This window comes from Martinezella sp. CNPSo 3732, from assembly GCF_057784515.1.
The window spans coordinates 331,952-345,949 of record NZ_JBXSOO010000003.1 but is presented as its reverse complement, the minus strand read 5'-3'; the positions used below and the strand labels follow the sequence as shown (position 1 = coordinate 345,949).

Here is a 13,998-nt window from a genome sequence, read left to right as displayed (position 1 = left end):
AGTCAGTCCTTTCAATTCGGCGATTGCGAAAGCGCGGCTTCAAGCGCGCAAAACAGGCGATTTCGCGATCCGCGCTCCATTTATGATTGCCTTATGCATTTATTCAAGGGCAGCCTTGCATTACACACAGAGCAAATCTGCTTTGTGTAAGAATCAACTACGCGAGAGAAACTTTCTTGCGTATTTTCCCGCCTTATATAGAAGCTGGCGAGGGGGAATTAAAGAAAGGCAAAAAAGTGCTTCGCGCTGAGCTCGATGCCATCGATATCAAGATTCTGCGGGAACTCCAGCGGGACGGACGCATGACCAACGTCGAACTCGCGGACAGGGTCGGCATTTCGGCGCCTCCGTGCCTGCGCCGCGTGCGCAAGCTGGAAGAGGCCGGCGTCATCGAAGGCTATCACGCCATGCTGAACAGCCCGAAACTGGGCTTCGATCTCGTGGCTTTCTGCATGGTCGGTCTCAAGCATCAGTCAGAAGCGAACCTCAAGGCTTTTGCCAGCGCAACTTCGGCGTGGCCGCTCGTTCGGCAGGCATGGATGGTGTCCGGCGACAGTGATTTCCTGCTGCACTGCGTTGCGGAAAATCTCACCCGTTTCCAGGACTTCGTCATCGAAGTTCTGACGGCGAATGAACATGTCGACACCGTGCGCACTATGCTGACCATCCGGCAAGTCAAGAAGCTCGGCCTAGTGGAGCTCTAGGCGATGGCGGATCGCCCCTGGCATCGGTCGCTGATCAAGTCTGGCGTGCGCCTTTTCCTGGGCGGCTCGCGGGCTCATGTGCAGGACTGGTTTCCGGGGCTCAGCATCGTCCGCAGCCAGAATGTCAGCGAGGTACTTTACCGCGGCGTCAAGGTCGCGAGCCTTGCGGGCATGGATCGTCTGCGCGAACGCTGCGGCGACGCGATCTACATCGTCGGGTCAGGCCCATCGATTCGCGATAACGATCTGAGCGGCCTGGAATTCCGCAGCGCCATTCTTTTGAATGGTGCTATCCGCTTGTCAGGCGACACAATCTCCGAGCCTTTGGCAATTGCAGTCGAGGATGAGCGTTTTGTCTGGCGGCATCTTGATATGCTGCGCGAGAAGGTGGCTCCCGGTTCGCTTTGCCTGTTTTCCGTGGCGGTGCTGCGTGCGCTCTGCGAGATCGACAAAAGTTGGCTGGCGGACAAGACGATCATCCTGATCGACGATATCCGCAAGCCCTATGGCGCGCGCCGGCGCTCCCTCGACGATCTCAAAAAACTGCAATATGTGCGATTGGATGCTGAGGGTTCGGCAGGTTTTTCGCTTTCGCCTGATCGCGGGGTCTTTCTGGGCGGATCCGTTGCCGTCTCGGCCCTGCAATTCGCTCTTTACTGCGCAAAGCATCAAGTCGGCTTTCTGGGGATTGATATCTCCAACGCCGGCGAGCCCCGCTTTTATGAGACCGCCGGCGATACCGCTTTTTCCGGCATCGCGCGCGCTGAAGCCCGCATCATCGAGCATCTCGTACTTGCACGGCAGATCGCAGCCGAGCGCGGTGTCGCTTTCGTCAACTATTCCCGCGTTTCGGCGCTGCTCAAATATGATTTTGGTTACAACGACAGGTTTGCGTTGAAGCCGCAGACGTGATCTTGCCGGAGCCGGCGAGCCTGCTGTGAAATTAGGGTCGATGGAATGAAGCTTATACGCTGGCTGAAACCGAAGGCGTCCGACGCCAAGAAGCTATCCATCGATCCGCCCGAGCCAAGGGCAGGGCGCCATGGCATCGCCATTGCCGCCTGTGTGAAGAACGAGGCTCGTTACATCGAGGAATGGGTGCGCTTCCACCGGGCGGTCGGCATTCGCCATTTCTATATCTATGACAACGGCTCGACGGATGAGACCTGCTCGTTTCTTCGAAATCTGCTCTCTGAAGATGCGTTGACGATTATTCCCTGGGCCGGGCGCATGCGCGACGCGGCGACGTCGGTGGTGCTGAACGGTCAGGTCATCACCTTCGCGCATGCCATCCTGAATTTCGGCGGTGATTACCGCTGGATGGCGTTTATCGATGTCGACGAGTTCCTGCTGCCAAAGGAGGCCGCGACGGTCGAGCAGGCGTTGGAGGCCGTCGGCGATTTCCCGAATGTCTCGTTGCCCTGGCATATGTTTGCGACCAGCGGCCATGAGACGCCGCCCGATGGGCCGTTGACGCTGAACTATACGCAACGTGGCGCCGATCCAATGACGACGAAGGAAAACGTCAGCAATTTCAAGTGTATCGTCGACCCATGTGAAGTAACCGAAGTCAGTGTGCACCAGTTCCGGACGCGGACTTACGGCGATCTGACGGCCAACGACGCGGGCAAGCGGTTTACCCGGCGTGCGCGGAAGTCCCCCGAGTTCTATTCGAACCGTTTTCTGCAGCTGAACCACTATTATACGAAATCCCGGCAGGAGCTAATGGAGAAGCTGGCGCGGGGATGGACCTATGACAGCAGTGCGACGAAATATCGGGACAAGGTCCTTTCCATCGTCAAAAGCATCGAAGAGGACATGGTGGAGGATCGTTCGATGATCAATCTCATCGAGCGCAAGCGCATCGATCTCGGCCGCTGATTGATCCGCTCACTTATTGGCGACGAGCAGCCGCTTGTAGACGTCGCCGATGGCGGTCGCTTCCTTTTCTAGGGCGAATTCGCTGCGCACATGGCGCACGGCATTTTCTCCTTGGCGAAGGGTTTCCTCCGGATTGGCCAGATAGAAGGCGATCGCTCTGGTGAGAGCCTCGCCATCGCCCGCCGGCACTACAGCGCCGGTTTCGCCCGGCACGATCATTTCGGCATAGGCGCCTGCATCCGAGGCGACGACGGCGGTGCGGGACGCCATGGCTTCCAGCGGCGTCAGGCCGAAACCTTCGTTGCGGGAAGGGGCGACATAGAGGGTGGCGCGGCGATACCAGGGCTTGATATCGTCGACTTCGCCCATGAAGCGGATCCGATCGGCGAGACCTGCATCCGCCACCATTTTTTCCAACTGCTCGCCAAAGCTGCGATGCTCTGATGTCACGCGGCCGCAGACGACGGCCGTCCAGTCCGGATAACGCGGCAACAGCTCGATCATCGCCCTAACGAAGAGATCCGTGCCCTTCTGATGCCGGACACGGCCGAAGCAGCCGATCAGATAGGTGCCGGGCAGGCCGGTTGCGGCCATGCGGTCATCAGGCCTCTCCGGCGGATGGAAGCTGTTGAGATCAACGCCGTGCTGGATGACTGTGTGCGGCACTTCAAGGAAGCTGCCGGAGCGGGTGCTGGTGGCGATCACAGCATCCATGCGGCGGATCAGCCAGCGTGTATAGCCGGTGTGGCGGCGCTGGGCGGCCGAGGTAAAGACGAGCTTGAGGGGCATGCGCAGAACGGAGCGCAGCAGCAAGCCCACCAGCATTTCGTTGTTGCGGCGGGCATGCCAAATGCGGACGCGATAGCGGCGCGGCTTCATCCAGAGACCGGGCAGGCGGAGCCAACCGAGCCTTGGGAGGTTCTCCGGCAGGCCGGGGCCGAGTGTGGCGATGTGATAGCCGAGCTCGACCTGCTTGGGGATGAGCTGCACGATCGTAGACGTAACGCCGGAAAGCCGGCGTTTGAAATTCGTTGCTATGATTTCGATCTCGCGGAGATCGGTCGCATGCGCTGTCTCACGATCGCGCACGGGCGATCAGCCCCAGGAGACGGAGAGGATTTCGTAAGCCTTGGCGCCACCGGGTGCATTGACCTCGATGGAATCGCCGACTTCCTTGCCGATCAGGGCGCGGGCGATCGGGGAGGAGATGGAGATGCGGCCGGCCTTCACATCGGCTTCCTGGTCGCCGACGATCTGGTAGATCTTCTCTTCTTCCGTATCTTCGTCGACGAGCTTGACCTTGGCGCCGAACTTGATCTTCGAGCCGGACATCTTGGTGAGATCGATGACTTCGGCGCGTGCCGTCAGGTCTTCGAGTTCGCTGATGCGGCCTTCATTGTGGCTCTGGGCTTCCTTGGCTGCATGGTACTCGGCATTTTCGGAGAGATCGCCATGGGCGCGCGCTTCTGCAATTGCCTCGATGATTCGCGGGCGCTCTTCCTGCTGACGCCAGCGCAGTTCTTCCTGCAGCTTGACGAACCCGTTCTGCGTCATCGGTACCTTTTCAACCATTTTTCTTGTCCTTCACTCCCTGTGTTGCTCTGCTGCAGACACAAAAGAAAACAGGTCCCGAAGGGGTACTTCGGAACCATCCAGAGCCGTTATTCTGTCACCTATAGCAGATTGCGACAGACGAAAGCCAGAAAATTCGAAGGTTTAAGGAAGGTCCTGTTGAAGCTCCCTGACCATTCGATCGGCCGGCGAGGTCGCAACGAACGTGAGCCGGCTATCCTGCTCACGCTCTTCACGGTCGAATTAGCTGCTTCAGAAATAGCTCTGCAGCGGCTGAACTTCGAGGTTTCCGGCCTTCAGCGCCTTGATCGCCATAGCGGCTGCTTCGGCGCCGGCCATGGTGGTGTAGTAGGGCACCTTCTGCATCAGCGTCGCGCGGCGCAGCGACTTCGAATCCGAGATCGCCTTGTTGCTGTCGGTCGTGTTGATGACGAGCTGGACCTGACGGTTGCGAATCGCGTCCTCGATATGTGGACGCCCCTCAAGCACCTTGTTGATCTTCGTCGCTTCGATGCCGTTTTCGGCCAGGAAGCGCTGGGTTCCTCCGGTTGCGAGCACCTTGAAGCCCTGCTCGGCCAGCATGCGGATGGCGGGCAGCACGCGCGGCTTGTCGTCGTCGCGAACCGATACGAAGACTGTTCCGTCACGCGGCAGTTCGACACCGGCGCCGAGCTGCGACTTGGCGAAGGCGAGTGCGAAATCCGTGTCGAGGCCGATGACTTCGCCGGTCGAGCGCATTTCCGGCCCGAGCAGGGTGTCGACGCCGGGGAAGCGGGCGAAGGGGAAGACTGCTTCCTTGACGGCGATATGCTTCAGCTTGCGCGGATCGGGTTTTTCGCCATAGGCGGCAAAGGTCGCATCCAGCTTCTCGCCGGCCATGACGCGGGCGGCGATCTTGGCGATCGGCGCGCCGATGGTCTTGGCGACGAAAGGCACGGTACGCGAGGCGCGCGGATTGACTTCGAGCACGTAGACCGTGTCGTCCTTGATGGCGAATTGAACGTTCATCAGGCCGCCGACATTTAGAGCCTTGGCCATGGCTTTCGCCTGACGCTCGAGTTCGTCAATCATCGCAGGAGAGAGCGTGCGCGGCGGAAGCGAGCAGGCGGAGTCGCCGGAATGGATGCCGGCTTCTTCGATATGCTCCATGATGCCCGCGATGTAGACGTCGGTGCCGTCGGAGAGGCAATCGACGTCGACTTCGATGGCGTTGGTCAGATAGCTGTCGAACAGCAGCGGGTTCTTGCCGAGCAGCGTATTGATCTGGCCGGTCTTGTCGTTCGGATAACGCTGCTTGATGTCTTCCGGCACCAGTTCCGGAACCGTGTCGAGCAGGTAGCCCTGCAGCTGGCCTTCCGAATGGAGGATCTGCATGGCGCGGCCGCCAAGAACGTAGGACGGGCGCACGACCAGCGGGAAGCCGATTTCGGAAGCGACGAGGCGTGCCTGTTCGACCGAATAGGCGATGCCGTTATTCGGCTGGTTGAGGTCCAGCTTCATCAGGAGCTTCTGGAAGCGGTCGCGGTCTTCGGCAAGGTCGATCGCATCAGGCGCAGTGCCGAGGATCGGAATGCCGTTCTTCTCAAGCGCTTCGGCGAGCTTCAGCGGCGTCTGGCCGCCGAACTGGACGATGACGCCGACGACTTCGCCCTTTTCCTGCTCCGCACGCAGGATTTCGATGACATCTTCTGCGGTCAGCGGCTCGAAATAGAGACGATCCGACGTGTCGTAATCGGTTGAAACCGTCTCCGGGTTACAGTTGATCATGATGGCTTCATAGCCGGCATCCTTCAGCGCGAAGGCGGCATGGCAGCAGCAATAGTCGAACTCGATGCCCTGACCAATTCGGTTCGGGCCGCCACCGAGGATGACGACCTTCTTGCGGTCGGATACCTGTGCTTCCGAGCGGGCAGCGCCGACGAAAGGCGTCTCATAGGTCGAATACATATAGGCGGTCGGCGAGGCGAACTCGGCGGCGCAAGTGTCGATGCGCTTGAAAACCGGGCGGACATTCAGCGAATTGCGCAGTTCGGCTACTTCCTTCGGGCGCTTGCCAGTCAGCGTCGCGAGACGTGCGTCGGAGAAGCCCATGGCCTTCAGCATGCGCAGGTTGGCTGCATCCTGCGGCAGTCCATGCTCGCGGATGCGGACTTCCATGTCGACGATGTTCTTCAGCTGCTCGAGGAACCAGGGGTCGATCTTGCAGCCTTCATGCACTTCTTCAATGCTCATGCCTTGGCGTAGGGCCTGCGCGACCATGCGCAGGCGGTCCGGCGTCGGCGTGCCGATGGCGGCGCGGATGGCGTTCTGGCTGCCTTCGCCTTCCTCGATGCCCGGGATTTCGATTTCGTCCAGGCCCGTCAGGCCGGTTTCAAGGCCGCGCAGAGCCTTCTGCAGCGATTCCGCGAAGGTGCGGCCGATCGCCATGACTTCGCCGACCGACTTCATGGCCGTGGTCAAAACAGGCGAGGCGCCGGGGAACTTCTCGAAGGCGAAGCGCGGGATCTTGGTGACGACATAGTCGATCGACGGCTCGAAGGAGGCAGGGGTCGCGCCGCCGGTGATATCGTTTTCGAGTTCGTCCAGGGTGTAGCCGACAGCGAGTTTGGCCGCGACCTTGGCGATCGGGAATCCGGTGGCCTTCGAGGCAAGCGCAGAGGAACGCGACACACGCGGGTTCATCTCGATGACGACGAGGCGGCCGTCCTTCGGATTGACTGCGAACTGAACATTCGAGCCGCCGGTTTCGACGCCGATCTCGCGCAGAACCGCGATCGAGGCGTTACGCATGATCTGGTATTCTTTGTCCGTCAGCGTCAATGCCGGGGCAACGGTGATCGAGTCGCCGGTGTGGACGCCCATCGGATCGATGTTTTCGATCGAGCAGATGATGATGCAGTTGTCCGCGGTGTCGCGGACGACTTCCATCTCGAACTCCTTCCAGCCGAGCACCGATTCTTCGATCAGCACTTCCGTGGTTGGGGAGGCATCGAGGCCGCCGCCGACGATCTCGAAGAATTCCGAGCGGTTATAGGCGATGCCGCCGCCGGTGCCGCCAAGCGTGAAGGACGGACGGATGATGGCGGGCAGGCCGACATGGTCGAGCGCCTGCGCGGCAATTGCCATCGCATGGCTCATATAGCGCTGCTTGCGGTCGCTTTCACCGAGGTTCCACTGGTTTTCGAGTGCATCAAGCGCCTTGTCGAGCTCGGAACCAGAAAGTGATGCCTTCAGCTTGCTGCGCTCGGCTTCATGCGTCTTGCGGTCGGCATCCTTGATGTCGGTGGCGTTTGCCAGCATGGAGCGCGGTGTCTCCAGGCCAATGCGGGCCATCGCTTCGCGGAAGAGGGCGCGGTCTTCGGCCATGTCGATGGCGGCGGGCTTCGCGCCGATCATCTCGACATTATAGCGGTCGAGCACGCCCATGCGCTTCAGCGACAGCGCGGTATTGAGCGCGGTCTGACCGCCCATGGTCGGCAGCAGCGCGTCCGGGCGCTCCTTGGCGATGATCTTCGCGACGACCTCAGGGGTGATCGGCTCGACATAGGTCGCATCCGCCAGGCCCGGATCAGTCATGATCGTTGCCGGGTTGGAGTTGACGAGGATGACACGGTAACCTTCCTCTCGCAGCGCCTTACAGGCCTGCGTGCCGGAATAGTCGAATTCGCAAGCCTGCCCGATAACAATCGGCCCTGCACCGATAATGAGGATCGATTTGATATCTTGGCGCTTCGGCATGAGCTCACATCCGTTTTTTCGTTGCGCCAAAAACCGGCCAGGGTGGGAGATCACCGGCCGGGGGCGCATGGGCAATATTTTCAGGCTAGAAGCGGCTTATAGGCAAATGTATTTGCAAACGGAACCCCATAAATGGCGGAATCGACATGAATTCTGCCAGCTTCCTCGTAATCAGCCGAAACGGCGCCGAACGGCTTCCGCATAGGAGCGGCTGACGGGCATCTCTATTCCATCGCGTGCGATGACGAAAAGCTTGCCGTTGTCGCGTTTCAGGCTGGCGACCTGATCCATCGCGACCCAGTGCGATCGGTGCAGGCGCAGGCCCTCCGTATTGCCGATTTCCAACAGGGCATCGCTGAAACGCAGCAGGACGAGTTCGCGGCCGCGTGTCGTTACGACCTCCGTATAGTGATCGCGAATGGTGAGCCTTATCAGCGCTCCACGGTTTTCCGGCTTCAGGCGCGAGAGAATTGGCGGCTGCGGTGTCCCGGGCCGAATCTCGGGTGCGAAGGCGGATATCGTCTTCGCACCCGAGAGATCTGTTCCCGCGGTTGCCATCGCGATCTGCCGATGCATGGTCAGATAGGTGAGGATGCAGAAGAGGGCGCAAAGTGGTATGGAGCCCAGCGATTGACGCAGGCTGCCGCTCACCGTGGGCAACGCGCCGAAGAATGCGAAATCAACGAGCTCGATGCCGAAACCGATCGGCAATGCTGCGATGACGGAGCCGATCATCATCCGGGCGAATATGCTCGCCACATATCCCCGCAGCAGGATTTCGGCGGCGACAGCAAACACGATTGCAATCGACCACGCCATGGCATGCAGGGCAAGCCAGTAGCCCAGTCTCGCTCCCGGCATCAGCCGGTCAAGGGTGCCGTACGGTCCGGTCAGGGTAAAGATCAGGACGATCGTGGCGAAGGTCGCCCAGAAGCGTGGTGAACGCCGGATGACCTGCAATTCACGAAGCGTGGACTGCAGAAAGGTGTGATCCACGAAGATTTCCCGTTCTTTCGTGCAATTTCGGTTGAGAGAACGATACTATCACGGAAAGGCTCGATAAACTCAACCGGATAGAAATCATGACCTTCGAGCCGCTTCTCGATGCCCCGCTCGCGATTCAGATCCATGTCGCGGCGGTCATTCCCGCCGCCTTGCTCGGCACCTATCTCCTCGTCAGGCCGAAGGGGACGCCGAGGCACCGTCTGCTCGGCAAGATATGGCTGGTTCTGATGGTGGTTACGGCGCTATCGAGCTTCTTCATTCACCAGATCAACATGTTCTATGGCTTCAGCCCGATCCACCTGCTTTCGATATATGTTCTGTTCGGTTGCTGGGGCGCCATCGTCAATGCCCGCAAACGCAATATTGAGGCTCATAAGCGCATCGTGAGAGGCCTTTACTTCGGCGGTATTGTCGGCGCAGGCGCGTTTACCTTCATTCCAGGCCGCATCATGGACAAGGTGGCCTTCGAGGGCGATGAAATTGTCCCGCTCGTGGTCGTGGCAGGCATAGGCGTCGCGCTTTTATGGCTGATCTCTAAAGAAATATGGCAGCGCCGTCGTTTAAGCTGATCTTCTGTCGATCGCCAACTGGCTTTGTTATACTTCCTGGATATATAAATGCCTCAAGGGACTTTGATTTTAGGCATCGCCAGGAGGTGCACTATGGATTGGAAGGGGCGTCGGCAATCCGACAATATCGAGGACGAACGCGGCTCATCACCCATGAGCGGCGGCGGTGGCGGCGGCTTTCGATTTCCGGGCGGAGGGATTGGCGGCGGCGGCTTGAGCTTCCGCACCATTATCGTGCTTATCGTGATCTTCCTAATCCTGAGAGCCATGGGCGTCGATGTCATCGGTCTGCTACAGCAAAGCGGCATGCTGGAGGGCGGCGGCTCCGGATATCAGCAGAGCACCTCCAACAATAGTGGCGGCGGGCAGCCGGCCAATGACGAGATGAAGCAGTTTGTCGCGACCGTTCTTGCCGATACGGAGGACACCTGGACCGGCATCTTCAAATCGATGGGCCAGACCTATACGGATCCGAAGCTCGTGCTGTTTTCCGGCAGCTTCCCTTCGGCTTGCGGTCAGGCTTCGGCGGCGACCGGCCCCTTCTATTGCCCGAGCGATCAGAAGGTCTATCTCGACATGGCCTTCTTTCAGCAGATGAAGGATCAGTTCGGCGCATCCGGCGATTTCGCGCAAGCCTATGTGATTGCGCATGAGGTCGGCCACCATGTGCAGGACCTGCTCGGAATCCTGCCGAAGTTCAATCAGGCCCGCCGCAACATGAGCGAAGTGGACGCCAATAAGATGTCGGTGCGCATCGAACTGCAGGCCGATTGCTTCGCCGGCATCTGGGGCAAGTTCACGCAGCAGAAGGGCATATTGCAGGCCGGCGATCTCGAAGAGGCCTTGAATGCCGCGCAGCAGATCGGCGACGATACGCTGCAGAAGCGCACCCAGGGTTATGTCGTTCCCGATAGCTTCAACCACGGCACTTCGGCGCAACGCGTGAAGTGGTTCAAACAGGGCTTCGAATCCGGCAAGCTCTCGGATTGCGATACGCTGAACAATCCGGTCTGATCTTGCTTGCCCGCTCCCGTGACGACGGTAAGCGGGCAAGCCTTGCCGCGTTATTTCTCGCTGTCGAGATGCGTCAGCTGCGCTTCGGGGTAGCGGCCACCGGCAGCGGCGTCTTTCGGGATCGCATGTTCGATCGCGGCCATATCGGCTTGCGACAATTCAACCGACAGCGCTCCCAAGGCTTCCGTCAGGCGGTCGCGGCGACGGGCGCCGATGACCGGGACGATATCCTTGCCCTTGGCTGCGACCCAGGCAATCGCGATCTGAGCGACGGTTGCGCCCTTCGCCTCGGCGATCCCGCGTAAAGCTTCCACCAGTTCCAGGTTCTTTTCGACGTTTCCGGCCTGAAAACGCGGGCTTATCGTGCGGAAATCGCCCTTATGGACATTGTCCTTCTGCCAGTGGCCGCTGATGAGGCCGCGTGACAGCACGCCGTAGGCGGTAATGCCGATGCCGAGTTCACGGCAGGTCGGCAGGATCTTATCCTCGATCCCCCGCGAGATCAGCGAATATTCGATCTGCAGGTCGATGATCGGATGGATGGCAGCGGCGCGGCGAATCGTATCCGCGCCGACTTCAGACAGGCCGATATGCCTGATGTAGCCTGCTTTGATGAGATCCGATATCGCGCCGATCTGATCTTCGATCGGCACGTTCGGATCGAGGCGGGCAGGCCGGTAGATATCGATATGATCGACGCCGAGCCGCTGCAGCGAATAGGCGACGAAATTCCGGATCGCCGCCGGCCGGGCGTCGTAGCCGAGCCATGCTCCGGCGGGATCGCGGAGTGCGCCGAACTTGACGCTCAGCAGGAAATCGTCCCGCTTCAACCCCTTGATCGCTTCGCCGATCAACATCTCATTGTGGCCCATGCCATAGAAATCACCGGTATCGAGCAGGTTGATCCCGGCATCGAGCGCGGCATGGATGGTGGCGATGCTTTCGGTGCGATCGGACGGCCCATACATGCCGGACATGCCCATGCAGCCGAGGCCAAGCGTCGATACCTGCGGTCCGGTTCTTCCCAGTTGATGCTTTTCCATCGTTACTCTCCTTGGTCGAAGGTGCGCCCTCTTTGCCAGAGGCTTCTGTGATGATGTTTTACTCCGCTGCTCTCTGTGCGATAATCCCGGTAAATCGAAACGGGTCGTTTGGAATTTCGCACAATGGATGACTTGCCACTGGCAGACCTGGTTGCCTTTACCGCTGTTGCCCGTGAGCGCAGCTTTCGCGAGGCAGCGCGGAAGCGCGGCGTTTCCGCCTCCTCGTTGAGCGAAGCGGTCCGGCGACTGGAGGAGCGGCTGACGGTCCGTCTGCTCAATCGCACGACCCGAAGCGTGACGCCGACGGAAGCCGGGGAGCGGTTGATGGAGCGGCTGACGCCGGCCATGAGCGAGATCTCTGTGGCGCTCGATGATATCAACAGCTTTCGTGACAGCGTCGGCGGGACTTTGCGGCTGAATGTGCCGACGGTTGCCGCCATGGTCGTCATGCCCGACATCATCGGCCGTTTCCTGAGGGAATATCCGGCGATCTCGGTCGAAATCGTCGCTGAGGACAGTTTCATCGATGTCGTGGCGGCCGGCTACGATGCCGGTATCCGCTATGATGAGCGGCTGGAAAAGGACATGATCGCCGTGCCGATCGGGCCGCGGCAACAGCATTATGTTACGGCTGCGGCACCGGCCTATCTGGCTGCAAACGGCACGCCGAGGCATCCGCGCGATATACTGGAGCATCGCTGTATCCGTCATCGCTTTCTGAGCGGATCCGTCGTTCCCTGGGAGTTCGAAAGAAACGGCGAGACGATCTTCATTGCGCCACCGATGGTCGTCGCGACGAATTCGATCGATATCGAACGCAGCGCGGCCGCGGCCGGCTTGGGCATCATCCGAACATTCAAGGAATTCCTTGCGCCGCTGATTGCCCGCGGAGAGCTGGTGCCGATCCTCGAAGAATGGGACACGGTCTTTTCCGGGCCGTTTCTCTATTATGCCAGCAGGCGGCACATGCCGGCGCCACTCAGAGCCTTCGTCGACTTTCTCAATCGAGACCAGCGGCGCGGTCGCGACAGATAGTCGCTTTTGTGCCAAGGATCAAAAAAAGCGTTCGATAAATCAATAGGATTGAAGCGTTCACGTATTGTTTCCGCCAAAATCTTTAGGTATGGGGAACGCTCCGGTTTTTCGTTCACGTTCTGTCTCTTTCGTCGAGGCGGAGCCGCCAGAAGGCATCTCCATGATCGATCAGAAATTCGCCCGTCGAGGCCTGTTCCTCGTCTTCCTTATCCTCTTCCTCGACGTCATCGGTATCGCGATCATCATGCCTGTCATGCCGAAATATCTGGAGGAGTTGACGGGTGCCTCGGTCAGCACGGCGGCAACCGAGGGCGGCTGGCTGTTGCTGGCCTATGCCGGCATGCAGTTCCTATTTTCGCCATTGATCGGCAATTTGAGCGATCGCTTCGGTCGCCGCCCGCTGTTGCTGGCCTCTGTGCTGACGTTCGCGATCGACAATTTCATCTGCGCGATTGCGGGCTCCTACTGGATGCTGTTTGTCGGCCGCATTCTTGCCGGCATCAGCGGCGCAAGTTTCTCGACCTGCTCGGCCTATATCGCCGATATCAGCAATGACGAGAACCGCGCGAAGAATTTCGGCCTGATCGGCATGGCCTTCGGCGTTGGTTTCGTGCTCGGTCCCGTGATAGGCGGCTTCCTCGGCGAGTTCGGTCCACGCGTGCCTTTCTATGGTGCGGCGGCTCTGGCTTTCCTGAATTTCGTCGGCGCCTATTTCCTGTTGCCGGAAACGCTGGATGCCAAGCACCGCCGGCCCTTCGAGATTACACGCGCCAATCCGTTCGGCGCGCTGAGGCACATGCGCCGCTATCAAGGTATCGGTTGGGTCTGTGTCGTGATGTTCCTGAATTGGCTGGCGCACGGCGTCTATCCTGCAGTCTGGGCTTTCGTCACCTCCTATCGCTATGAGTGGAGTGAGGGACAGATCGGCTTCTCACTTGCCGTCTATGGGATCGGCGCCGCCATTGCTATGGGTCTGGTGTTGCCACGACTGGTGCCTGTTCTCGGCGAGTGGAAGACCGCAGTGCTCGGGATGGTGTTTTCCTGTCTCGGCCTGATCGGCTACGCTTTTTCATGGCAAGGCTGGATGGTTTACGCAGTTATCGTCCTGACGGTCATCGAAAATGTCGCGGATGCGCCGTTGCGATCGATTGCAGCCAGCAAGGTTCCGCCTTCCGCACAGGGCGAATTGCAGGGAGCGCTCGGTAGCCTGACGAGTATTACCGCCATCATCGGCCCCGTGCTGTTTCCATATCTGTTCCAGTATTATACCGCGCCAACCGCACCCGTCGTTTTTGCCGGTGCTCCCTTCATCATGAGCGCAATTCTAGTGGTTGCCGGGCTTGTCGTGCTCGTGGCGAAGGTCCGCAAGACCGAGCCGAAAGCGGTATCGCAATCGCAGGCAGGCGAAGCGGCCTAAAATATCATCAGATATTTTGA

The 13,998-nt window shown here is 59.5% G+C and carries 12 protein-coding genes; 7 read left to right on the top strand and 5 right to left on the bottom strand.

Translation table 11 applies throughout. The annotated features are described in order from the left end of the window. Positions 1-236: 236 nt before the first annotated feature. Genes AC13RM_RS10315 through AC13RM_RS10305 form a run of 3 tightly spaced genes read left to right on the top strand, consistent with a single transcriptional unit; the run spans position 237 to position 2,585 of the window. Positions 237-704: an Lrp/AsnC family transcriptional regulator gene (locus tag AC13RM_RS10315; protein WP_015340578.1), complete on the top strand. Its 468-nt coding sequence runs from the start codon at positions 237-239 to the stop codon at positions 702-704. Between the two features lie 3 nt (positions 705-707). Beyond that, positions 708-1,616 (top strand): glycosyl transferase, encoded by a 909-nt coding sequence (locus AC13RM_RS10310; protein ID WP_285171247.1) that lies wholly within the window; start codon positions 708-710, stop codon positions 1,614-1,616. Between the two features lie 45 nt (positions 1,617-1,661). Then, a complete protein-coding gene (locus tag AC13RM_RS10305; RefSeq protein ID WP_285171248.1) occupies positions 1,662-2,585 on the top strand; it encodes a glycosyltransferase family 92 protein in 924 nt (307 codons plus the stop codon). Between the two features lie 9 nt (positions 2,586-2,594). Here the strand turns inward: AC13RM_RS10305 and AC13RM_RS10300 are convergent, their stop codons facing one another. The 4 genes from AC13RM_RS10300 to AC13RM_RS10285 all read right to left on the bottom strand — a co-directional run bounded on the left by AC13RM_RS10300 (position 2,595) and on the right by AC13RM_RS10285 (position 8,891). Next, a complete protein-coding gene (locus tag AC13RM_RS10300; protein WP_113230319.1) occupies positions 2,595-3,674 on the bottom strand; it encodes a glycosyltransferase family 4 protein in 1,080 nt (359 codons plus the stop codon). Between the two features lie 6 nt (positions 3,675-3,680). Beyond that, positions 3,681-4,157 (bottom strand): transcription elongation factor GreA, encoded by a 477-nt coding sequence (gene greA / locus AC13RM_RS10295; protein ID WP_113230320.1) that lies wholly within the window; start codon positions 4,155-4,157, stop codon positions 3,681-3,683. A gap of 252 nt (positions 4,158-4,409) precedes the next feature. Next, on the bottom strand, positions 4,410-7,895 hold the full coding sequence (gene carB / locus AC13RM_RS10290) for a carbamoyl-phosphate synthase large subunit (protein ID WP_374815206.1): 3,486 nt from the start codon (positions 7,893-7,895) through the stop codon (positions 4,410-4,412). Between the two features lie 171 nt (positions 7,896-8,066). Then, positions 8,067-8,891, bottom strand: coding sequence for a LytTR family DNA-binding domain-containing protein (locus AC13RM_RS10285; protein ID WP_374815205.1), 825 nt, complete (start codon positions 8,889-8,891; stop codon positions 8,067-8,069). Between the two features lie 86 nt (positions 8,892-8,977). Here AC13RM_RS10285 and AC13RM_RS10280 point away from each other — a divergent pair, with 86 nt between their 5' ends. Both AC13RM_RS10280 and ypfJ read left to right on the top strand, forming a co-directional pair. After that, entirely contained in the window at positions 8,978-9,469 is a 492-nt protein-coding gene (locus AC13RM_RS10280) for a DUF2306 domain-containing protein (RefSeq protein WP_374815203.1), read from the top strand. Between the two features lie 93 nt (positions 9,470-9,562). Beyond that, entirely contained in the window at positions 9,563-10,483 is a 921-nt protein-coding gene (ypfJ, locus tag AC13RM_RS10275) for a KPN_02809 family neutral zinc metallopeptidase (protein ID WP_488554909.1), read from the top strand. Between the two features lie 50 nt (positions 10,484-10,533). Here the strand turns inward: ypfJ and AC13RM_RS10270 are convergent, their stop codons facing one another. Beyond that, complete coding sequence (locus tag AC13RM_RS10270) at positions 10,534-11,526, bottom strand: aldo/keto reductase (RefSeq protein WP_488554908.1); 993 nt, start codon at positions 11,524-11,526, stop codon at positions 10,534-10,536. A gap of 123 nt (positions 11,527-11,649) precedes the next feature. On the opposite strand from AC13RM_RS10270, the gene AC13RM_RS10265 reads away from it, so the two are divergent. Then, the gene (locus AC13RM_RS10265) at positions 11,650-12,561 is read left to right on the top strand and encodes a LysR family transcriptional regulator (RefSeq protein ID WP_488554907.1); all 912 of its coding nucleotides are present in this window, start codon (positions 11,650-11,652) and stop codon (positions 12,559-12,561) included. Between the two features lie 160 nt (positions 12,562-12,721). Beyond that, on the top strand, positions 12,722-13,978 hold the full coding sequence (locus tag AC13RM_RS10260; protein WP_285171255.1) for a TCR/Tet family MFS transporter: 1,257 nt from the start codon (positions 12,722-12,724) through the stop codon (positions 13,976-13,978). Positions 13,979-13,998: the final 20 nt, after the last annotated feature.

Coding starts and splice junctions, on each gene's coding strand:
- AC13RM_RS10310 (WP_285171247.1), top strand. CDS start 708: ATGGCGGATCGCCCCTGGCATCGGTCGCTGATCAAGTCTGGCGTGCGC.
- AC13RM_RS10305 (WP_285171248.1), top strand. CDS start 1,662: ATGAAGCTTATACGCTGGCTGAAACCGAAGGCGTCCGACGCCAAGAAG.
- greA (WP_113230320.1), bottom strand. CDS start 4,157: ATGGTTGAAAAGGTACCGATGACGCAGAACGGGTTCGTCAAGCTGCAG.
- carB (WP_374815206.1), bottom strand. CDS start 7,895: ATGCCGAAGCGCCAAGATATCAAATCGATCCTCATTATCGGTGCAGGG.
- AC13RM_RS10280 (WP_374815203.1), top strand. CDS start 8,978: ATGACCTTCGAGCCGCTTCTCGATGCCCCGCTCGCGATTCAGATCCAT.
- ypfJ (WP_488554909.1), top strand. CDS start 9,563: ATGGATTGGAAGGGGCGTCGGCAATCCGACAATATCGAGGACGAACGC.
- AC13RM_RS10270 (WP_488554908.1), bottom strand. CDS start 11,526: ATGGAAAAGCATCAACTGGGAAGAACCGGACCGCAGGTATCGACGCTT.
- AC13RM_RS10265 (WP_488554907.1), top strand. CDS start 11,650: ATGGATGACTTGCCACTGGCAGACCTGGTTGCCTTTACCGCTGTTGCC.
- AC13RM_RS10260 (WP_285171255.1), top strand. CDS start 12,722: ATGATCGATCAGAAATTCGCCCGTCGAGGCCTGTTCCTCGTCTTCCTT.